General features: G+C 72.1%; 19 protein-coding genes. 13 read left to right on the forward strand and 6 right to left on the reverse strand.

Features of this window, described 5'->3' with window-relative positions; translation table 11 throughout:
* Window positions 1-21: 21 nt before the first annotated feature.
* Window positions 22-1,224 carry an amino acid deaminase/aldolase gene (locus B5557_RS36020; RefSeq protein WP_079663411.1) on the reverse strand — a complete coding sequence of 401 codons (1,203 nt, stop codon included), beginning with the start codon at window positions 1,222-1,224 and terminating at the stop codon, window positions 22-24.
* Between the two features lie 281 nt (window positions 1,225-1,505).
* Here B5557_RS36020 and B5557_RS46005 point away from each other — a divergent pair, with 281 nt between their 5' ends.
* Both B5557_RS46005 and mycP read left to right on the forward strand, forming a co-directional pair.
* Window positions 1,506-3,647 (forward strand): hypothetical protein, encoded by a 2,142-nt coding sequence (locus tag B5557_RS46005; protein WP_331716806.1) that lies wholly within the window; start codon window positions 1,506-1,508, stop codon window positions 3,645-3,647.
* Window positions 3,644-4,849: a type VII secretion-associated serine protease mycosin gene (mycP, locus tag B5557_RS36030; protein WP_079663412.1), complete on the forward strand. Its 1,206-nt coding sequence runs from the start codon at window positions 3,644-3,646 to the stop codon at window positions 4,847-4,849. Before B5557_RS46005 ends, mycP begins: the two co-directional genes overlap by 4 nt.
* 12 nt (window positions 4,850-4,861) lie before the next feature.
* On the opposite strand, the gene B5557_RS36035 is transcribed toward mycP, so the two are convergent.
* On the reverse strand, window positions 4,862-5,827 hold the full coding sequence (locus B5557_RS36035; RefSeq protein ID WP_079663413.1) for a serine hydrolase: 966 nt from the start codon (window positions 5,825-5,827) through the stop codon (window positions 4,862-4,864).
* A gap of 150 nt (window positions 5,828-5,977) precedes the next feature.
* Between B5557_RS36035 and B5557_RS36040 the strand changes: the two genes are divergently transcribed.
* Entirely contained in the window at window positions 5,978-6,709 is a 732-nt protein-coding gene (locus B5557_RS36040; RefSeq protein WP_079663414.1) for an SseB family protein, read from the forward strand.
* A 61-nt stretch (window positions 6,710-6,770) separates the two neighbouring features.
* On the opposite strand, the gene B5557_RS36045 is transcribed toward B5557_RS36040, so the two are convergent.
* Window positions 6,771-7,157: a DUF1844 domain-containing protein gene (locus tag B5557_RS36045; RefSeq protein WP_079663415.1), complete on the reverse strand. Its 387-nt coding sequence runs from the start codon at window positions 7,155-7,157 to the stop codon at window positions 6,771-6,773.
* 396 nt (window positions 7,158-7,553) lie between these two features.
* Here B5557_RS36045 and infC point away from each other — a divergent pair, with 396 nt between their 5' ends.
* The 9 genes from infC to B5557_RS36095 all read left to right on the forward strand — a co-directional run bounded on the left by infC (window position 7,554) and on the right by B5557_RS36095 (window position 17,375).
* Window positions 7,554-8,225, forward strand: coding sequence for a translation initiation factor IF-3 (infC, locus tag B5557_RS36055; RefSeq protein ID WP_079665186.1), 672 nt, complete (start codon window positions 7,554-7,556; stop codon window positions 8,223-8,225).
* Between the two features lie 107 nt (window positions 8,226-8,332).
* Window positions 8,333-8,527 carry a 50S ribosomal protein L35 gene (rpmI, locus tag B5557_RS36060; protein WP_003977225.1) on the forward strand — a complete coding sequence of 65 codons (195 nt, stop codon included), beginning with the start codon at window positions 8,333-8,335 and terminating at the stop codon, window positions 8,525-8,527.
* 112 nt (window positions 8,528-8,639) lie between these two features.
* Window positions 8,640-9,023 carry a 50S ribosomal protein L20 gene (rplT, locus tag B5557_RS36065; protein WP_057580434.1) on the forward strand — a complete coding sequence of 128 codons (384 nt, stop codon included), beginning with the start codon at window positions 8,640-8,642 and terminating at the stop codon, window positions 9,021-9,023.
* A gap of 222 nt (window positions 9,024-9,245) precedes the next feature.
* The gene (locus tag B5557_RS36070) at window positions 9,246-10,106 is read left to right on the forward strand and encodes a TrmH family RNA methyltransferase (RefSeq protein WP_079663416.1); all 861 of its coding nucleotides are present in this window, start codon (window positions 9,246-9,248) and stop codon (window positions 10,104-10,106) included.
* Between the two features lie 53 nt (window positions 10,107-10,159).
* On the forward strand, window positions 10,160-11,293 hold the full coding sequence (locus B5557_RS36075) for a sensor histidine kinase (RefSeq protein ID WP_079663417.1): 1,134 nt from the start codon (window positions 10,160-10,162) through the stop codon (window positions 11,291-11,293).
* A 151-nt stretch (window positions 11,294-11,444) separates the two neighbouring features.
* A complete protein-coding gene (gene pheS / locus B5557_RS36080) occupies window positions 11,445-12,566 on the forward strand; it encodes a phenylalanine--tRNA ligase subunit alpha (protein ID WP_079663418.1) in 1,122 nt (373 codons plus the stop codon).
* Entirely contained in the window at window positions 12,566-15,088 is a 2,523-nt protein-coding gene (gene pheT, locus B5557_RS36085) for a phenylalanine--tRNA ligase subunit beta (RefSeq protein ID WP_079663419.1), read from the forward strand. The genes pheS and pheT overlap by 1 nt, the downstream gene beginning before the upstream one ends.
* 295 nt (window positions 15,089-15,383) lie before the next feature.
* Window positions 15,384-16,724: a transcriptional regulator gene (locus B5557_RS36090; RefSeq protein WP_079663420.1), complete on the forward strand. Its 1,341-nt coding sequence runs from the start codon at window positions 15,384-15,386 to the stop codon at window positions 16,722-16,724.
* Between the two features lie 111 nt (window positions 16,725-16,835).
* Window positions 16,836-17,375, forward strand: a complete 540-nt coding sequence (locus B5557_RS36095) for an NUDIX hydrolase (RefSeq protein ID WP_079663421.1) — start codon at window positions 16,836-16,838, stop codon at window positions 17,373-17,375.
* Here the strand turns inward: B5557_RS36095 and B5557_RS36100 are convergent.
* Window positions 17,372-17,629, reverse strand: a complete 258-nt coding sequence (locus B5557_RS36100; protein WP_079663422.1) for a hypothetical protein — start codon at window positions 17,627-17,629, stop codon at window positions 17,372-17,374. The two genes, B5557_RS36095 and B5557_RS36100, sit on opposite strands and share 4 nt — an antisense overlap.
* A gap of 183 nt (window positions 17,630-17,812) precedes the next feature.
* Window positions 17,813-18,685 carry a 3-hydroxybutyryl-CoA dehydrogenase gene (locus tag B5557_RS36105; RefSeq protein WP_173877773.1) on the reverse strand — a complete coding sequence of 291 codons (873 nt, stop codon included), beginning with the start codon at window positions 18,683-18,685 and terminating at the stop codon, window positions 17,813-17,815.
* A 181-nt stretch (window positions 18,686-18,866) separates the two neighbouring features.
* Here B5557_RS36105 and B5557_RS36110 point away from each other — a divergent pair, with 181 nt between their 5' ends.
* Entirely contained in the window at window positions 18,867-20,105 is a 1,239-nt protein-coding gene (locus B5557_RS36110; RefSeq protein WP_079663423.1) for a glycoside hydrolase family 10 protein, read from the forward strand.
* Window positions 20,106-20,131: 26 nt separating this feature from the next.
* On the opposite strand, the gene B5557_RS36115 is transcribed toward B5557_RS36110, so the two are convergent.
* Window positions 20,132-20,335, reverse strand: a complete 204-nt coding sequence (locus B5557_RS36115) for a DUF1918 domain-containing protein (protein ID WP_079663424.1) — start codon at window positions 20,333-20,335, stop codon at window positions 20,132-20,134.
* Window positions 20,336-20,392 lie beyond the last annotated feature (57 nt).

The raw sequence follows: 20,392 nt of genomic DNA on the forward strand, positions 1-20,392 counted from the left end.
GAAGAACCCGAAGAACAGGACTCAGAGGAACGTGTGCCCCTCGCCCCGGTAGGTGGGCACGGTCGCCGCGACCGTGTCCCCCTCCACCAGGTGCAGCACATCGAACCGCTCGCACAGCTCACCGGCCTTCGCATGCCGGAACCACACCTTGTCGCCGATCAGCAGATCGTCGGCGGGGGAGCCGATGAGCGGCGTCTGCACCTCGCCGGGGCCCTCCTGGGGGTCGTACCGCAGCCCCTCCGGGAGGTACGGCACGGGCAGCCGGTCGGGCCCGGCGGCGCCGGAGGCGGGGTAACCGCCGCCGAGGACGGTCACGATCCCGACGCCCGGCCTGCGCACGACGGGCTGGGCGAACAGGGCGGCCGGACGCCCGCTGAAGGACGTGTAGTTGTCGAACAGACGCGGCACGTACAGCCCTGACCCGGCCGCGATCTCCGTGACCGCGTCCTCGGCGGCGGTGTGCTGCACACTGCCGGTGCCGCCGCCGTTGACGTACTCCAGATCCGGTACGACGGCCCGCACCGCGCGCACCACGGCGGCGCGCCGCTCGGCGAGTTCACGGCGGGCGGTGGCCTGCATCAGCCGGATCGCCCGGGACCGGAAGGGCCGCCCGGCGACCGCGTCGCCGACCCCGGCGATATGACCCTCGTAGGCCATGATCCCCACCAGCTTGAAACCGGGGCGCCGGGCCACCGCCCGCGCCACCTCGGCGACCTGGGCGGGGGAGTGGAGGGGGGAGCGCAGGGCGCCGACCCGGAACCGTCCGCCGAGCATCTTCAGCGAGGTGTCCAACTCCAGGCAGACCCGGACGACTTCACTGCCGCCGGCGCGCGCCGAGTCGATGAGGTCGAGCTGGGCGACGTCGTCGACCATGACGGTGACGGCGGCGGCGAGCTTGGGGTCGGCGGCGAGCTCCGCGAAGGCGGTGCGGTCGGCCGACGGGTACGCCAGGAGGATGTCCTCGAATCCCGACCGGGCCAGCCACAGCGACTCGGCGAGGGTGAACGACATGATGCCGGCGAAGCCGTCCTTCGCCAGGACGCGCTCCAGCAGCGTCCGGCAGCGCACGGACTTGCTGGCCACCCGGATCGGCTTCCCGCCGGCCCGGCGGACGAGATCCTCCGCGTTGGCGTCGAAGGCCTCCAGGTCGACGATCGCGAGAGGGGCGTCGAGATGCTCGGTGGCCCGGTCGTATCGGGCCCGGTCGGCGGCGCGCGCAGTCATGAACGAAGCCTGCCAGACTGGATTACCGCAGGGTAGGGGGACGTTCCGGGCAGATGCCCCGGGGGGCGTGGACTGGTTCCCGTTTGCCCAGCAACAAGCCGTAGAGTGACGCGCACGTACGGCGGAACGGCGCCGGCCGGGCACCCGCGTCGGGATGCCGGTCCGCTCGTGCGGGTATGCGAGCCCTGGAGGGACCACCGTGTCCGCGCCGGGCCGCCGGGCAAGTGCACGTCGGCCCGCGTACGAGAACGACGGCCCGGGCACGAGGAAACGGGGGGTGCATGAGCACGGAAGCACGCCGCGCCTCGGTCCCCCCGCGCCCGGACGTACCGCCCCACCCCACCGTCCCCCCGCGCCCGACGACGCCGCCCCGCCCCGCCCATCCCCCCACGACGGGCCAGGACGACCAGCCGGAGCGGGAGCGGGAGCCCGCGCGCCGGGCCGACACGGCCCCCGCCGAGCAGCAGGACACGCGTCCGGCGAACGCACCGGCCGCCGGGGGCACGAACCCGGCCCGGGACGGCTCGCCCCTCTCCTCCGCCGCGCCCCCCATTCCCCGCACCGCCCCCCGCTTCACCGACCTGCGGGCCCAGCACACGGACGCCATGACCCCGCCCCCGCCGCCCGCGTCGGCCCGCTTCCCCGACACCCCGCCGCAGCCGGCCCGAAGCGACGACACGGGGACTCCCGCGCCAGCAGAAGAGCGCCCGCCCGCCCCCCGCCCCGCCCCGCCCCACGACTTCCGCCGCGCCCCCCGCCGCACCCCCGCCCAGCCCCCAACTTCACGCCCGGCGTCCGCGGCGGGCGCGGCCCCCACTGGTCCGGCTTCGTCGCGCCCGGCGTCCGGGGCGGGTCAGGGCCCCGCCGCTCCGGCTTCGTCGCGTCCAGCCGCCGCGGCCGGCCCGGCTACCCCGACGGGTTCCGGGTTCTTCGACGTGCCGCGCTCCCGCAGCGCCGCTTCGGCCCCGGCCGCTTCCCGCCCCACCGCTTCGAACGGCCCCCTCAAGCACACCGCTTGGGACACCGCGAGCGCCGAGAGCGACACCCCACGCGCCGACGCGTCCACGCCCGCCCTCGCCAACCGCGAGGACTCGCGCCCTGCGGGTCCGGATGACTCGCGTCCTGGGGGCGGGAGCGACGGCGTCTCCCGTGCGGGGGCGTCTGCGCCTCGTCCCGGCGACCGGGACGGCTCACGCCCCGCCGACGCGGACGACGTCCCCGCCGGCGGTACCGCAAACCCCGCCCGCCCGCAGAGCGCCCCTGCCGCCGCTCCCGACCGTGGCTGGTCGCCCCTGCCGCGCAGTTGGGTGCCCGCGCCCGGCCGGACTCGGCAGGAGACCGAGGCGGCCGGCGACCGTGGCGACTTCCAGGTGGCCCCGAGGCTGGACGACCCGCCGGCCTGGAGTCCTGGGGCTTCCCTGCGGCAGCCCGACTTCCTCATGCCGACCATGCCGACCATGCCGACCGCGCCGACCCCCCCGGCCATGCCGACGGAGTCACCCGTGCCGGCGGCTCCGCCACGGCCCGACGGTGCCCCGGACGTGCCGAGCGGCCCCGATCCGGCCCTCTCCTGGAGCGCCCCCATGACCCCGGGCGCCACCCCCGGCGCCACGCGCCCCGTCGTGACGTTCGCGCGGCCCGAGGGGTACGGCGACACGCCCCGGATCCTCGGCCGACGAGGACGCACCGCCGCGGCCGCCGCCTGTGTCGTCCTCGGACTGGGACTCATCGGCGGTGCCGTCACCGGCAGTTGGCTCGTCGGGGACTCGGAGGACGGCGCCGACCACAGCACCTACGTCACCGCCGGCGGCCTGTGGCACAACGTGCCCGTCGACCAGCTGTTCCCGCCCACGGTCGACGGACAGGGAGCCGGCCCGGGCGGCGCCGACCGCACCTGGACGCGGATCGCCGTCGCCCCGGACAGCACCTGCGCCGACGCCTTCGACCCGCTGCTGCAGCAGGTCCTCGCGCCCGTCGGCTGCGCCCGCCTCCTGCGCGCCACCTACACCGACGCCACCCAGAGCTACGTGACCACCGTCGGCCTGCTGTTCACCAAGGCCGACGCCGCCGCCATGCGCTCGCTCGGCAGCCGCTTCGCGAAGGAAGGCCTGACACGGCGGACGGACCTGATGCCCCGCCCGTACGCCGCGAAGGGCACCGCCGCCGCCGCGTTCGGCGACAAACAGCGCGCCGCGTGGACGGTCTCCGTCCTGACCGACGCACCCGTCGTCGTCTACGCCGTCTCCGGCTGGGCCGACGGCCGTACCGTCGACACCCCCCAACCCGCCCCGGAGGCCACCGCGACCGGTGCCACCACGGCCCCCGCCCAGGCCGGCCTCGGCAACGAGGCCCAAGGCCTCGCCGACCGCATCGAGCGAGGCCTGCGCAAGACCGCCGTCACGCCCACGGAGCAGCCCTCATGAGCCGTCGCACGACCACCCGCAGGGCCGGGATCCTGTGCGGTCTCCTCGCCGCCGCGGTTGCTCTCGTGCCGCCCGCCACCGCCTACGCCGACAGCATCCGCGGCCAGCAGTGGGCCCTGGACGCCCTGCACACGCAGCAGGCCTGGCGGACAACCAAGGGCAAGGGCATCACCGTCGCCGTCCTGGACACCGGCGTCGAGGCCGACCATCCCGACCTCGCCGGGAACGTACTCGCCGGCAAGGACATGGTCGGCTTCGGAGCGGTCGAGGGCCAGCCTGCCTGGGCCGTCCACGGCACCGCGATGGCCGGCATCATCGCCGGTCACGGACACGGCGCCGGAAACGCCGACGGCGTCCTCGGGATCGCCCCGGAGGCGAAGATCCTCCCCGTCCGCGTGATCCTGGAGGACGACGACCCGCAGCGCACCAAGGCCCGCAACACCCGCGGCAACGCCCTCGCCGAAGGCATCCGCTGGGCGGCCGATCAGGGCGCCGACGTCATCAACCTCTCCCTCGGCGACGACTCCGCCTCCGCCCACCCCGAGCCCGCCGAGGACGAGGCCGTCCAGTACGCGCTGAAGAAGGGCTCGGTCGTCGTCGCCTCGGCCGGCAACGGCGGCGACAAGGGCGACCACATCTCCTACCCGGCCGCCTACCCGGGCGTCATCGCCGCGACCGCCGTCGACCGCTACGGCATCCGCGCCTCGTTCTCCACCCGCCGCTGGTACGCCACGGTCAGCGCGCCCGGCGTCGACGTCGTCATCGCCGAGCCGGACCACAGGTACTACCAGGGCTGGGGGACGTCCGCCGCCTCCGCGTTCGTTTCGGGGGCCGTGGCGCTCGTCAAGGCCGCCCACCCGGGCCTGACGCCCGCGCAGATCAAGAAGCTCCTGGAGGACACCGCCCGCAACGCCCCCTCCGGCGGCCGCGACGACTCCCGCGGCTACGGCTTCGTCGACCCGGCCGCCGCGATCAAGGCCGCCGCAGCCCTCAAGCCGGAGGGCCTGCAGTCCGCGGCCTCCGGCGAGCGGTACTTCGGCCCCGGCCCGGACCAGGAGAAGACGGACGACGACACGTCGAGCTGGGCGGGCCTGCTCGCGGGCGGCGCCGGGGGAGTGCTGCTGGTGACGGCGGTCTTCCTGTGGCGCGGCCGCCGCGAACGCGACCCGCACGACTCCCGCGAGGCGTACGAGGCCTTCTAGGGCGCCGCGCCGCTAGTCGGCGGTGAACGCTGACACCGCTGCCTCGGCCGCCGCCTCGACCAGCGCGATCCCCGCCGACTGCGACGCGTTGCCGTTCGACAGCACGGCCACCAGGTAGTCGTGGCCGCCGACAGTGACCCGCCCGATGCTGTTGACGTCCCACAACCCGGTCGTGCTGCGCGGCAGCCAGCCGTTCTTCAACGCCCACGAGGACCCCTCGGCCGCGGCAGAGACACCCCAGCGCTGACCGACGGCTATCTGCCCCATCAGCCCCTGGAGGTACGTCCGCGAGGCCTCGCTCAGCTCCGAGTCCTCCCCGAACACCTGCTGGAGCAGGGCGAGTTGGTCGGCGGCCGTGGTCTGGGTCAGCCCCCACAGCAGGTCGTCGCCGCCCTCGGTTTCCGTCAGCCCGAACCGCTCGTTCGCGGCGTCCAGACCCGCCGCCTTCCCGATGGTCCGCCACAGCGTCGACGCCGAGTCGTTGTCACTGTTCTCGATCATCGCGGTGGCGTACGACTTCTCGGCCGCCGTGAGACCCCGGTCCGCGTCCTGGGCCTGGAGCAGCAGTGTCGCCAGAATGTCCACCTTGACGATGCTCGCCGTGTCGAAGAGGCCCTCGCCGTACGCGGCGCCGGCCCCGGAGTCCATGTCCAGCACCGCCACCGACACGGCCGCCGCACCCGGCACGGTCACCGACCTCATCGCCGACGCCAGCAGCGCGTCGCGGTCCGTCCCGGACGCTGCCACGGTCTCCACGGACACCTCCCCGTCCTGTGACCCGGACGCCGGGGCCGAGGCCGACGGCGCGGGAGAGGACGACGATACGGCCCCCGCGCCCGAGCGCGCCTGTGCCTTCACATAAACGGTGCCGCCCGCCGTCGCCCCCAGGACGGCGACCGCGGCGAGTGCGAGGTGGAGGAGCGGACGCCGTCGCGAGGGGCGAGCGCGGCGGCTGCGACGTGCTCTGGAAGACTCCATGCCCGAGATGCTCGGGGCGGCGACTGTGCACAGTGTGAGACGGCCGTTAAAGGTGTGTCAGCGGAGCCTGAGGATCCCGTGAAAGCCGTCACCAGCGCGTTTCGGGCCCCGCACAAGGCCAGCAGCATCCCCCCGATAAGGTCGACGACCGTGGCGAACAAGAACATTCCCGACTCCGGCTTCTCCGACGACGACGGCAGTGCCGACCCCCTGCTGAGCGCGGCGCTCGCCGCCTGGGCCGAGGACCGCACCGCCGTCGGCCCGGTCCTGGCGGCCCTCAAGGGCGCCCGGCTCCTGGTCCCCGTGGTGGCGGTGCTGGGTGAGGTGGAGGAGGGCGAGAACGGATTGCGGCGTGAGAAGACCAGCGACATGGCCGTCCCGACCCTGAAGGCCGGCGGCCGCACCGCGCTGCCCGCCTTCACGTCCACCGACACCCTCGCCCGCTGGGACCCCGAGGCCCGCCCGGTCGCCGTCCCCCTGCATCAGGCGCTGCAGGCCGCCGCGCACGAGAAGGCGGACACGGTCGTCCTCGACCTGGCCGGACCGGTCGCCTTCGAACTGACGGGGCCGGCGCTGCTGGCGCTCGCCGAGGGCCGTACGACGACCGACCCGCTCGCGGACCCGGCGGTGATCGCGGCGGTCCGGGCCGCCGTGGCCGCCGAACCGGAGGTCCTCCGTGCCCACCTCGGACCCGGGCAGGCCGACGGCACCCTCGCCCTCGTCCTCGACCCGGCCGCCGCCCCCGCCGAGGCCGCCCGCGCGGTGGCCCGGCGTCTCGCCGCCGACGAAACACTGAGGGCCCGCCTGGTACGCGGTCTCGACCTGGCACTGCTGCCGGCCGGGACGACGCCTCCGGGCGAGCCCCTGTACGTAAAAAGCTGAAAAGCCGAAAAGCCTATGTGCTGACGGGAGCTGACGGGAGCTGACGGGCTCGAGAGCCGGGTCAGCCGTAGATCGGGCCCGTGTACTTCTCGCCCGGACCCTGGCCCGGCTCGTCCGGGACGAGCGAGGCCTCGCGGAACGCGAGCTGGAGCGACTTCAGGCCGTCGCGCAGGGGGGCCGCGTGGAAGGAGCTGATCTCGGTCGCGCTCGCGTCCAGCAGCCCGGCCAGGGCGGTCACCAGCTTGCGGGCCTCGTCCAGGTCCTTGTACTTGTCGCCCTCCTCGGTCAGTCCGAGCTTCACCGCGGCGGCGCTCATCAGGTTCACGGCGACCGTCACGATCACCTCGACGGCGGGGACCTCGGCGATGTCGCGGGTCATCTCGTCGAAGTCGGGGGAGCCGGCTGAGCCGGGGGTCTCGGCGGAGCCGGCGGGGGAGGTCTCACTCATGCAGGACACGATAGGCGCAGGGCAGGACGGCTCCCGTATCGAGGCTCGATTCGCCGTTCCTGGCGCGGGCTGCTAATCTCGTGTAACGACCGGTCGGACACGCGTGCGTCCCAGCAGGCGGGCCCGGCCCACAAGTGGAGACTCCGAGCTCCCACCCGACTGTCCTCCAGGACGGCGGGTCACCCCGGTCAGGCGGCCACCATCGTTCCGTACGGACGATGGAGTCGCCCGGTAGTGCGCCCCGCGATCCTTGCGGCGGTGCTCCGGTAGTGCTTGGAGCCCCGCATGTGATCGTTCGGGGCATTTTTTGTGCTTCGGCGTGGTTATAGGTCTAACGAACACAGACGTTACGCGGCCGTCCGCCAGACCGCCGCGTGGTGCTACCGAGGAGGATCCATCAGCGCCGAGCCCCGCATCAACGACCGGATTCGCGTTCCCGAGGTGCGACTTGTCGGTCCCAGTGGCGAGCAGGTGGGCATCGTCCCCCTGGCCAAGGCACTGGAGCTTGCGCAGGAGTACGACCTGGACCTGGTCGAGGTCGCGGCGAACGCCCGCCCGCCGGTCTGCAAGCTCATGGACTACGGGAAGTTCAAGTACGAGTCGGCCATGAAGGCCCGTGAGGCGCGCAAGAACCAGGCGCACACGGTCATCAAGGAGATGAAGCTCCGGCCGAAGATCGACCCGCACGACTATGACACCAAGAAGGGTCACGTCGTTCGGTTCCTCAAGCAGGGCGACAAGGTCAAGATCACGATCATGTTCCGCGGTCGTGAGCAGTCCCGGCCCGAGCTGGGCTACCGACTGCTGCAGCGTCTCGCGGAGGACGTCCAGGACCTCGGGTTCATCGAGTCGAACCCGAAGCAGGACGGCCGAAACATGATCATGGTTCTCGGTCCGCACAAGAAGAAGACCGAGGCGATGGCCGAGGCCCGTCAGGCGCAGGAGGCCCGCAAGGCCGAGGCGAAGGCCAACCCGGGCCGTTCGCAGAACGCCGCGGACCCCGACGCCGTGCACTCCGAGGCCGAGGCCGACGTCGAGGCTCCTGCCGAGGCTTCCGCCGACGCGTGACCCGAGGGACGTCAGTCCCACGGACCCAACCGATACAAGCGACGTTCCACCGTGCCCGGTTTCACGACCGGGCACCGGAACGCCACCGACGAGGAGAGAACGGCGCTATGCCGAAGAACAAGTCGCACAGCGGTGCCAGCAAGCGCTTCAAGATCACCGGCTCCGGCAAGGTGCTCCGCGAGCGCGCCGGCAAGCGCCACCTGCTCGAGCACAAGTCGTCCCGCGTGACGCGTCGCCTCACCGGCAACGCCGAGATGGCCCCGGGCGACGCCGCGAAGATCAAGAAGCTTCTCGGCAAGTGACGCGGCGGCGCCTGATCCCTTGATCACCGCGCGCCCTACGTCTGGACCGGGACCCAATCGATTCCGGGCCGTGTGACCACGAACCACGGCCCCGCTACAAGGAGTTAAACAAGTGGCACGCGTCAAGCGGGCAGTCAACGCCCACAAGAAGCGCCGGGCGATCCTCGAGGCGGCCTCCGGCTACCGCGGTCAGCGTTCGCGCCTGTACCGCAAGGCCAAGGAGCAGGTCACCCACTCGCTGGTCTACAACTACAACGACCGCAAGAAGCGCAAGGGCGACTTCCGTCAGCTGTGGATCCAGCGCATCAACGCTGCGGCCCGTCAGAACGGCATGACGTACAACCGCCTCATCCAGGGTCTGAAGGCCGCGAACATCGAGGTCGACCGCAAGATCCTGGCCGAGCTGGCCGTGAACGACGCCACCGCGTTCGCCGCGCTGGTCGAGGTCGCGCAGAAGGCCCTCCCGGCGGACGTGAACGCGCCCAAGGCCGCGTGACGCTGCGCTGGCTTTAGGCCGACGTGATTGAAGGACCCGCAGGCTGCAGACGGCCTGCGGGTCCGCGCGTTGTGCCGTCGGCTGCGGGCCGCCCGTCGCTGGTCGCGCAGTTCCCCGCGCACCTGGGCGTCGCAGTCGCCCGCACTGCGCAGGCGCCAACGGCACCCCGCCGGCGTCGGTAAGCGTCCCCCGGCAGCACAGACACCGAAGGTGAACGAGAACATGTCCTCCGCCAGCCCCGAGCTGATCTCCCCCCGCTCACCCCGGGTGTCCGCCGCGCGGCGGCTCGCCCGGCGGAACTTCCGGGGGAAGGAGCGGCTGTTTCTCGCGGAGGGGCCGCAGGCCGTGCGGGAGGCGGCCGCGCACCGGGCCGACGGCGACGCGACGCTCGTGGAACTGTTCGCCACGGTCGAGGCCGCGGAGCGGTACGCGGACATCATCGGGGAGGCGCGAGGCGCCGGCGCCCGGGTGCACCTCGCCGACGAGCAGGTCATCGAGGACATCTCCACCACCGTCACCCCGCAGGGTCTCGTCGGAATCTGCCGGTTCCTGGACACGCCCTTCGACGAGATCGTCGCCGCCCGGCCGAAGCTGGTCGCCGTGCTGGCCCATGTGCGCGACCCCGGCAACGCCGGCACCGTCCTGCGCTGCGCCGACGCCGCCGGGGCGGACGCCGTGGTCCTCACCGACGCCTCCGTCGACCTGTACAACCCCAAGGCAGTCCGCGCCTCCGTCGGGTCGCTGTTCCATCTGCCCGTCGCCGTCGGGGTGCCCGTCGAGCGGGCCGTGGCCGGGCTGAAGGAGGCCGGGGTGCGGATCCTCGCCGCCGACGGTGCGGGGGACGACGACCTCGACGACGAACTCGACAAGGGCACCATGGGCGGGCCCACCGCCTGGGTGTTCGGCAACGAGGCCTGGGGGCTCCCCGAGGAGACCCGCGACCTCGCCGACGCCGTCGTACGGGTTCCGATCCACGGGAAGGCCGAAAGCCTGAACCTGGCGACCGCCGCCGCCGTATGTCTGTATGCATCGGCCCGTGCACAGCGCGCCTCCGGAGGGTGCCGTTCCGTCACCGAGAGCTAGTAGGGTGACCAGCTCGGGGGCCCCTCAGTCGTCTGAGAGGTGGGGTACGGGGAATGAGCGTCGGCATGAGCAGTACACGGGATGCACAGGCCGTGCCGCCCACGCCACGGTCGGCCGGTGACCTCGCCGGACTCGGCATCGACCCCGACGACCTGCCCGACGGACTCGTCGTCGCCGACGAGCACGGGCACGTGATCTGCTTCAACGCCGCCGCCCAGCGCATCACCGCGGTCCCCGCCGCGGACGCCCTCGGACAGCGCCTCGACAAGGCCCTGCCGTTAGAGGACCTCGAAGGCCGCCGCTGGTGGCAGCTGACCGACCCCTACGGCGGCCTCGCCATCCGCGTCGGCCAGCCCGAGCGCAACCTGCTGCTGCCGGGCGGCCGCGAGGTACTGGTCACCGCCCGGTACCTCCGGACCGAACCCACCGGCCCCGTCCACCGGGTCGTCGTCTCGATCCGCGACACCGAGGCCCGCCGCCGCACCGAGCGCAGCCACGCCGAGCTGATCGCCACCGTCGCCCACGAGCTGCGCTCGCCCCTCACCTCCGTCAAGGGCTTCACCGCCACCCTGCTCGCCAAGTGGTCGCGGTTCACCGACGACCAGAAACGGCTGATGCTGGAGACCGTCGACGCCGACGCCGACCGGGTCACCCGGCTCATCGCCGAACTGCTCGACATCTCGCGCATCGACTCCGGAAGACTGGAGGTGCGCCGCCAGCCCGTCGACATAGGCGCGGCCGTAGGACGGCACATCCAGGCCTACGTCGCCGCCGGACAGCCCGCCGACCGGTTCCTGCTGCGCCTCGTACAGCCGCTGCCCGACCTGTGGGCCGACCCCGACAAGGTCGACCAGGTGCTGAGCAACCTCATCGAAAATGCGGTGCGCCACGGCGAGGGAACCGTCACGATCGACATCACGCCCACCGCGTCCCCCCGGGAAGGGGAGGACACCGGTACGTCGGTCACCGTGAGCGACGAGGGCGCAGGCATCCCGGAGGAGTCCATGAACCGCGTCTTCACCCGCTTCTGGCGGGGCAGCAAGCGCGGCGGCACGGGCCTCGGGCTGTACATCGTCAAGGGCATCGTCGAAGCCCACGGCGGCACCATCACGGTCGGCCGCGCCCCCGGCGGCGGCGCCGAGTTCCGATTTACGTTGCCCGTGGGCGCCCCCGCGTATCTCACCTGAGAACCGGCCCGGCCGCCCGCGGGCGCATGCGCGTACCTCCACCCCGTTAGACTCGGCCTTTGGCACCTTTGTGTCCCATGGACGGCCCTCTGACCTCTGCGTGAGTCGGTGACGGGGACCTTCAGCCAGCCAATCGGAAGCACGGGAAGAGATGTCGGCACCGAATAAGTCGTACGACCCTGTAGAGGTCGAGGCCTTGAAACCGGAAGAGATCGAGCGCATGCGGGACGAGGCGCTCGCCGCCTTCGCCGCCGCGGACTCCCTCGAAGCGCTCCAGGAGGCGAAGGTCGCCCACACCGGCGGCTCCTCCCCACTGGCCCTCGCCAACCGCGAGATCGGCGCCCTGCCCCCGCACGCCAAGGCCGCCGCCGGCAAGCTCGTCGGCCAGGCCCGCGGCGCCGTGAACAACGGTCTCGCCGCGCGCCAGGAGGAGCTGGAGGCCGAGCGGGACCAGCGGGTGCTGGTCGAGGAGGCGGTGGACGTCACGCTGCCCCACGACCGGGTGCCCGCCGGTGCCCGCCACCCGCTCACCACGCTGTCGGAGCGCATCGAGGACGTCTTCGTGGCCATGGGCTACGAGGTCGCCGAGGGCCCCCAGGTCGAGGCCGAGTGGTTCAACTTCGACGCCCTGAACATCGGCCCGGACCACCCGGCCCGCGGTGAGGCCGACACCTTCTTCGTGCAGGGCCCCCAGGGCGGCACCGAGTCCGGCGTCGTGCTGCGCACCCACACCTCGCCCGTCCAGATCCGCTCGCTGATGCAGCGCGAGCTGCCGGTGTACGTGATCTGCCCCGGCCGCGTCTACCGCACCGACGAGCTGGACGCCACGCACACTCCGGTCTTCCACCAGGTCGAGCTGCTCGCCGTCGACGAGGGCCTGACCATGGCCGACCTCAAGGGCACCCTGGACCACATGGTCCAGTCGCTGTTCGGCGAGGGCATGAAGACGCGGCTGCGGCCGAACTTCTTCCCCTTCACCGAGCCGTCCGCCGAGATGGACATGGTGTGCTACGTCTGCCGCGGCGAGTCCGTCGGCAACCCCGACCGCCCCTGCCGCACCTGCTCCAGCGAGGGCTGGATCGAGCTGGGCGGCTGCGGCATGGTCAACCCCAAGGTGCTGACCGCCTGCGGCGTCGACCCGGAGAAGTACAGCGGGTTCGCCTTCGGGTTCGGCATCGAGCGGATGCTGATGTTCCGCCACAACGTCGAAGACATGCGAGACATGGTCGAGGGTGACATCCGGTTCACTCGGCCGTTCGGGATGGAGATCTGATGCGGGTCCCGCTTTCCTGGCTGCGGGAGTACGTCGACCTGCCGGCCACCGAGACCGGCCGTGACGTGCAGGCCAAGCTCGTTTCCGCGGGCCTCGAGGTCGAGACCGTCGAGCAGCTCGGCGCCGACCTCAAGGGCCCGCTCGTCGTGGGGCAGGTGCTCACCATCGAGGAGCTGGAGGGCTTCAAGAAGCCCATCCGCTTCTGCACGGTGAACGTGGGCACGGCCAACGGCACCGGTGAGCCGCAGGAGATCGTCTGCGGCGCCCGCAACTTCGCCGTCGGCGACAAGGTCGTCGTCGTCCTCCCGGGCGCCGTCCTCCCCGGCAACTTCGCCATCGCCGCGCGCAAGACGTACGGCAGGACGTCCCACGGCATGATCTGCTCCGGCGACGAGCTGGGCATGGGCGACGACGGCAGCCACGGCATCGTCGTGCTGCCGCCGGAGACCGAGGTCGGCAAGGACGCCATCGAGCTCCTGGAGCTGGTCGACGAGGTCCTGGACATCGCCGTCACCGCCAACCGCGGCGACTGCCTGTCCATCCGCGGCGTCGCCCGCGAGACCGCCATCGCCTACGGTCTGCCGCTGCGCGACCCCGCCCTGCTCGACGTACCGGCGCCGAACGCCTTCGGCTACCCGGTGCAGGTCTCCGAGCCGATGGGCTGCGACCGCTTCACCGCCCGCACCGTCACCGGTCTGAGCCCCGAGGCGCGCTCCCCGATCTGGCTGCAGCGCCGGCTGCAGAAGGTCGGCATGCGCCCGATCTCGCTCGCCGTCGACATCACCAACTACGTGATGATGGAGCTCGGCCAGCCGCTGCACGCCTACGACCGTTCGCTGGTCCAGGGCGCCATCGGCGTCCGCCGGGCCGGTGAGGGCGAGCAGATCGTCACCCTCGACGGAGTGACCCGCAAGCTGCACGCCGAGGACCTCGTCATCACCGACGACCGCGGTCCCATCGGCCTCGCCGGGGTCATGGGCGGCGCCGACACCGAGATCGCAGACCACGATGCCGCCGATAACGGGGGGAGCGCCACGACCGACGTCGTCATCGAGGCCGCCCACTTCAACGCGGTGTCGATCGCGCGCACGGCCCGCCGCCACAAGCTGTCCTCCGAGGCGTCGCGCCGCTTCGAGCGCGGCGTCGATCCGGCCGCCGCCGCGGCCGCCGCCCAGCGCACGGTCGACCTGCTGGTGCTCCTCGCCGGCGGTACGGCCGACGCGGGCGTCACGGAGATCATCGCCCCGTCCGCCCCGCACACGATCAGCGTTCCGGCGGACCACCCGGACAAGGTCGCGGGCGTCGGCTACGGCCGGGAGACCGTCGTGCGCCGCCTCCAGGAGATCGGCTGCGACGTCTACGGGCAGGACGAGCTCATCGTCACCGTCCCGTCCTGGCGGCCCGACCTCGTCGAGGCCAACGACCTCGCCGAGGAGGTCATCCGGCTGGAGGGCTACGAGAACCTGCCCTCCACGCTGCCCAACCTCCCCTCCGGCCGCGGCCTCACCCACCGCCAGCGGCTGCACCGTCGCGTCGGCCGCGCCCTGGCCGGGGCCGGCTACGTCGAGGCGCCGAACTACCCGTTCATCGGCGAGCAGGTCTTCGACCAGCTCGGACTGGACGCCGACGACCCGGCCCGCCGCGTCGTCAAGCTCACCAACCCGCTGAGCGACGAGGAGCCCGCGCTGCGCACGTCGCTGCTGCCGGGTCTGCTCGGCGCCCTGCGGCGCAACGACGGGCGGGGCAGCCACGACCTGGCCCTGTTCGAGACCGGTCTGGTCTTCCTCCCGCGCGAGGACGCCGGCGTCGCCGGTCACCTCCCGGTCGACCGCCGGCCCACCGACGAGGAGCTGGCCTCGCTCGACGTCGTGCTGCCCGAGCAGCCGCGCCATGTCAGCGCCGTCCTCGCGGGCGCCCGCGAGCAGGCCGGCTGGTGGGGCAAGGGCCGTCCGTCGGACTGGGCCGACGCGATCGAGTCGGCGCGGATCGTCGCCCGAGAGGCCGGGGCCGAGCTGATCGTCCGCAGCGGTCAGTACGGGCCGTGGCACCCCGGTCGCTGCGCCGAGCTCGTCGTGGTCGTCGACGGCTCCGAGCGGGTCGTCGGTCACGCCGGTGAGCTGCATCCGCGGGTGCTGAAGGCACTGGGGCTGCCCGCCCGGACCTGCGCGATGGAGCTGAACCTCGACGTCCTGGAGCAGGTCGGCGACGACACGCCCCAGGCGCCGAGCATCTCCACGTTCCCGGTGGCCACGCAGGACGTCGCCCTCGTCGTGGACAGGTTCGTGCCGCACGCCGAGGTCGAGGCCGCGCTGCGGGAGGGCGCGGGTGAACTGCTGGAGGGGATCCGGCTGTTCGACGTCTACGAGAACGCGGATCAGCTCGGTGAGGGGCGCAAGTCGCTGGCGTACGCGCTGCGTTTCCGCGCGGGCGATCGGACCCTGACCGTCGACGAGGCCTCGGCCGCCCGGGATGCCGCTGTCGCTCTTGCGGGCGAGCGCACGGGAGCGGTACTGCGCGGCTGACGCCGGTCGCACAGCCCCCGCACCCCCAGGGTGCGGGGGCTGTGTCGACCCTGGATCCGTGGTGGCCTCGACCAGCCGCTCCGCAGTTGCGCCGGACCCGCGGAGCGCATCGCCGGGCCGTCGTTCTTGAGGGGGAGCCGACGGCCCGGCGGACCTCTTGCGAGGCATTCCAGTCAAACGGCCCGGAAACGCTGCGCGACAGCGCGCGCACCCTGCGAATGCGCGCACTCCGTTCACACCCCGTGTGAGGGCGGACCCACTACGCTGACGGCATCGAGGTACCGGGGGGCCATCCATGCAGCCCAACACTCTGCTCGACGCGATCCTGGACGAGGCGGGCGTCTCGCACGCGGGCCTCGCCGCCCACGTCAACCAGGCCGGACGGGCCCGCGGACTCGTCCTGCGGTACGAGCACACGGCGGTGGCCCGGTGGCTGAAGGGCCAGCGGCCGCGGGGCCAGGTGCCCGACCTGATCTGCGAAGTGCTCGCCACCCGCCTGCACCGGCCGGTCACTCTCGACGACATCGGTCTCGGCGTGCCGGGGGAGCCGTCCAGCCCGCACGGCACCTCGCTCTCCGGGTTCGTCGAGCGGGCCACCGCCCTGTGGCGCTCCGACGAGCAGCAGCGCCCGCACCTCCTGGGCGCGCCCGCCGTCACCGGCACGCCGGCCGTGATGCCGGTGTGGGAGTGGGAGAACCCGCCGGAGGACGTGGACGTCTCCCGCGGCGGCCGGCATCGCGTCACCTCCGCCGACATCGAGATGCTGCGCGCCGCCCGTGCCCACTACGAGCAGATGTACCGCAAGGCCGGCGGCATCGCGACCCGCAGCCGGATCGTCGGCTTCCTGAACGCGGAGGCCGCACCGTTACTGAGGGGCAGCTACACCGACGAGACGGGCCGTCAACTGCACCGGGCCACCGGCGGGTTGGTCGCCGTCGCCGGAATCTGTGCGTACGACTCCGACGCGCACGGCCTCGCCCAGCGCTACTTCCATCAGGCGCTGCGGCTGGCAAAGGCCAGCGGCGACCGGGGACTTGGGGCGTATGTCATAGCTCTCCTCGTCAACCAGTCGCTGTTCATGCGGGAGTACCGGCAGGCCGTCGCCTTCGCGGAGGCCGCGCTGCGGGCGGCGGGCCGGCACATCACGCCCGCGCTGGCCTCCGACCTGTACGCGATGCAGGCCAAGGCGTACGCCCACCTCGGCGACGGCACGAGCGCCCTGTCGTGCATCCGGCGCGCGGAGACGGCCGCCGAACGGATCCGGCCAGGACACGAGCCCGACGAGACCGGCTATGTCCAGCCGGGCCTGGTCAACGTCCAGGTGGCGGAGGCGCTGCTCAGCCTCGGCGACCTCACGGCCGCCGCCGAGCATGCCGTGGCGGCCGTCGACAACCCGTCGCACGACCGGGGGCGGGTGCATCGGCTCGCCATGCTCAGCACGATCGAACTGCGGCAGGGCAACACCGACAAGGCGGTGGTCACCGCCGTGCGGATGGCCGAGCAGGCGCGGGGAATGGAGTCCCAGCGTGTGCGCGACAGACTTCGGGCGGTGCGCGAACACCTGGTCCGCAGCGACTGCGCGGGCACGGCCGAGGCCGCCGAACTCATCGACGGGGCGCTGCGCGTGCCGCTGTAGGCGGGGTGTCACGGGGGTGTCCGACGACAGACATCAACACCGGTAGCGACGCCGACGCTGCGTAGTTCCTGCTGCGATATTGCCACTTACTCGACGGAAGGTGGCAGAACCGTGCAGTGGACAAAACAGAACGAACAAACTGTGTATGAAAACCGCTGGTTCAGCGTCAACCTGGCGGATGTGGAGTTGCCGGACGGCCGGCATCTCGATCATTTCCTCATACGGCTGAGGCCCGTCGCGGTGGCGACGGTCGTGAACGAGGCCAACGAGGTCCTGCTGTTGTGGCGCCACCGTTTCATCACCGACAGCTGGGGGTGGGAACTCGCGGCGGGCGTGGTCGAGGACGGCGAGGACGTCGCCCGCGCGGCCGCCAGGGAACTCGAGGAGGAGACCGGCTGGCGACCGGGGCCGCTGCACCACCTGATGAGCGTGGAGCCGTCCAACGGGCTCACCGACGCCGTCCACCACATCTACTGGTCGGACAGGGGCGAGTACGTGGGACACCCGGTCGACGACTTCGAGTCGGACCGCCGGGAGTGGGTCCCCCTCAAGCTGGTTCCCGACCTGGTCGCCCGAGGGGAGGTCCCGGCCGCCAACATGGCGGCCGCGCTGATGCTGCTGCACCACCTGAGGCCCGCTGTCGGGCCCTAGTGGGCCAGTGCCTGCCAGACCGTCACGACCAGTGCGCCGACGGAGGTGAGCGCGGCCACGGCCGGCAGCGGCCAGCGTGCGTGTTCCAATGTCACGATGCGGGTGCTCAGTTCGTCGATCTCCTTGGCGGACTCCTCGGTGCGGTGCGTCAGCAGAGCCAGCCCGCCCTCGACGCGGGCGTACGCCACGTCGAGCCGGCGCCGTAACTCTGCGAGTTCTCCATGGACGACGGGATGCTCGGGATCGGCGGTCACGTGTCCGCTCCTTTCCGTAGTCGTCTCACACCCCTTGCATGGGCATGATGAGTCAACTCGCCTGGTGGGCCCACGGGGAGCGTGTGCGCGGGGCATATGCGGGCCCGGTGCGCACACGGTGTGTGAAGCGAACGGGCCCGGCACTCCGAGGAGCGCCGGGCCCGTGGCGAACACGGTGGGTCATCAGTACGTGTAGAAGCCCGAGCCGGTCTTGCGGCCCAGCCGGCCCGCGTCCACCATGCGCTGGAGCAGCGGGGGAGCGGCGTACAGCGGCTCCTTGTACTCGTCGTACATCGACTGCGCGACCGAGGCGACGGTGTCCAGGCCGATCAGGTCGGACAGCTTCAGCGGGCCCATCGGGTGGGCGCAGCCCATCTCCATGCCGTTGTCGATGTCCTCGCGGCTGGCGATGCCCGTCTCGAACATCCGGATCGCGGAGAGCAGGTAGGGGATCAGCAGCGCGTTGACGACGAAGCCGGAGCGGTCCTGGGCGCGGATCGCGTGCTTGCCGAGCAGCTTCTCGGCGAACAGCTGCGCCCGGCCGAGCGTGCCCTCGGAGGTGGTCAGCGCCGGGATCAGCTCGACGAGCTTCTGCACGGGGGCCGGGTTGAAGAAGTGGATGCCGACGACCTGGTCGGGCCGCGAGGTGGCGACCGCCAGCTTCACCAGCGGGATGGAGGAGGTGTTGGAGGCGAGGATGGCGTCCGGGCGGGTCACGACCTGGTCGAGGACCTGGAAGATCTCGGTCTTGACCTGCTCGTTCTCGACCACGGCCTCGATGACCAGGTCGCGGTCGGCGAACTCGCCGAGGTCCGTGGTGAAGGTCAGGCGCGCCAGCGTCTCGTCCCGCTCCTCCTCGGAGATCTTGCCGCGTTCGGCGGCCTTGGCCAGGGAGTTGAACAACCGGGTACGGCCGATCTCCAGGGCTTCGCCGGTGGTCTCGGCGACCTTGACGTCGAGTCCGGCGCGGGCGCAGACCTCTGCGATGCCCGCCCCCATCTGGCCGCAGCCGACCACGCCGACCCGTGAGATGTCTCCCGCTGGGGTGCCCGTCACATCGTCCCTTTCGCCGCGCTGACTCTGATGGCTGTGACAGGTCCGCCGGATTCCGGCCGGCCTGCTCCGATCGTGCACGTTACTAGCAAGTATCGATGATCGATCGCCGGGGTGGGGGCATGCTGGGCCCCGATACGATCCGTGACCGAGCGGATCCGCGGAGTATGTGGGGATGTGTGCGATGGGGCGACTGACCCGGCGGGCGTTCGCGCTGGCAGCGCTGTCGGCGTTCACCACGACGGGTGCGGCGGCCGCTCCCGTGGGGGAGCGACGGGCGACAGGGGAGCGGCGGGCGACGACCGAGATGCGGGGGATGTGGCTGGCGACGGTCGCCAACCGCGACTGGCCGTCCCGCACCGGACTGACCGCCGCCGCGCAACGCAGCGAGCTGATCACCTGGCTCGACCTGGCGGTCCGCAGACGCCTCAACACCGTCGTCCTGCAGGTGCGGCCGACGGCCGACGCCCTGTGGCCCTCGCCGTACGAGCCGTGGTCGCAGGTCCTCACCGGCACCCAGGGCAAGGCGCCGGGCTGGGACCCGTTGGGCACGGCCGTCACGGAGGCCCATGCGCGGGGTCTGCAGCTGCACGCCTGGTTCAACCCGTACCGGGTCGCGACCCACGACGACCCCACGAAGCTCGTCGCCTCCCACCCGGCCCGCAGGCATCCGGACTGGGTGGTGCCGTTCGGCGGGAAGCTCTACTACAACCCGGGGCTGCCCGAGGTCCGCGCGTTCGTCGAGGACGCGATCCTCGACGCGGTGGAGAAGTACCCCCTGGACGCCGTGCACTTCGACGACTACTTCTACCCGTACCCGGTGGCCGGCCAGAGCTTCGACGACGACGCCGCGTACGACGCCCACGGCGGCGCCTTCCCGAGCCGGGCCGCCTGGCGGCGCGACAACATCGACAAGCTGGTGCTGGAGACGGCCGCCCGGATCAAGGCCGTACGGCCCGGCACCCAGTTCGGCATCAGCCCGTTCGGCGTGTGGCGCAACGCCTCCACCGACTCGCGCGGCTCCGACACACGGGCGCTGCAGTCGTACGACGACATCCACGCCGACACCCGCAAGTGGGTGCGGGAGGGCTGGATCGACTACGTCGTCCCGCAGCTGTACTGGAACATCGGCCAGTCGGCCGCCGACTACGCCAAACTCGTGCCCTGGTGGGCGGAGGTGGCGAAGGGCAGCCGCACGCGGCTCTACATCGGCGAGGCCCTGTACCGGGCGGGCGACCCGACGCAGCCCGCCGCCTGGCAGGACCCGGCCGAACTGTCCGACCACCTCGACCTGGCCGCCGCGCACCCGCAGGTGCGCGGGCATGTCTTCTTCGCCGCCAAGGACGTCAGGACGGACCCGATCGGGGCGATGGCGCGGGTGGTCGCCGACCACTACCAGCAGTCGGCGCAGCCCCCGCGCTGATCCGCGGTCGAGCTACCGACGGCGGTCTACCGCCGTCGTTCCTCGGCCGCCCTGTGCCGGATCTCCGTGTCGGGGCCGGGTGAGCACAGGCCCACGTGGCCGTCCTCGAAGCGAACGCGGTACGGCGGGTTGCCTCCCTGGCCCAGTACTTCGACGATCTCGCCGACCTTGTCGTGTTGGCCGACCACCCTGCCGTGCTGGACAAGCTGGTCGCCCTTGGTTGCGCGCATCTGTGGGGCCTCCTCACCGGATGCGGAAGCGGTGGCATGTTCTGCCGAGGCCAGTGC

Origin of the sequence: Streptomyces sp. 3214.6 (assembly GCF_900129855.1) — a bacterium.
In the GTDB taxonomy this organism is placed as follows: domain Bacteria; phylum Actinomycetota; class Actinomycetes; order Streptomycetales; family Streptomycetaceae; genus Streptomyces; species Streptomyces soliscabiei.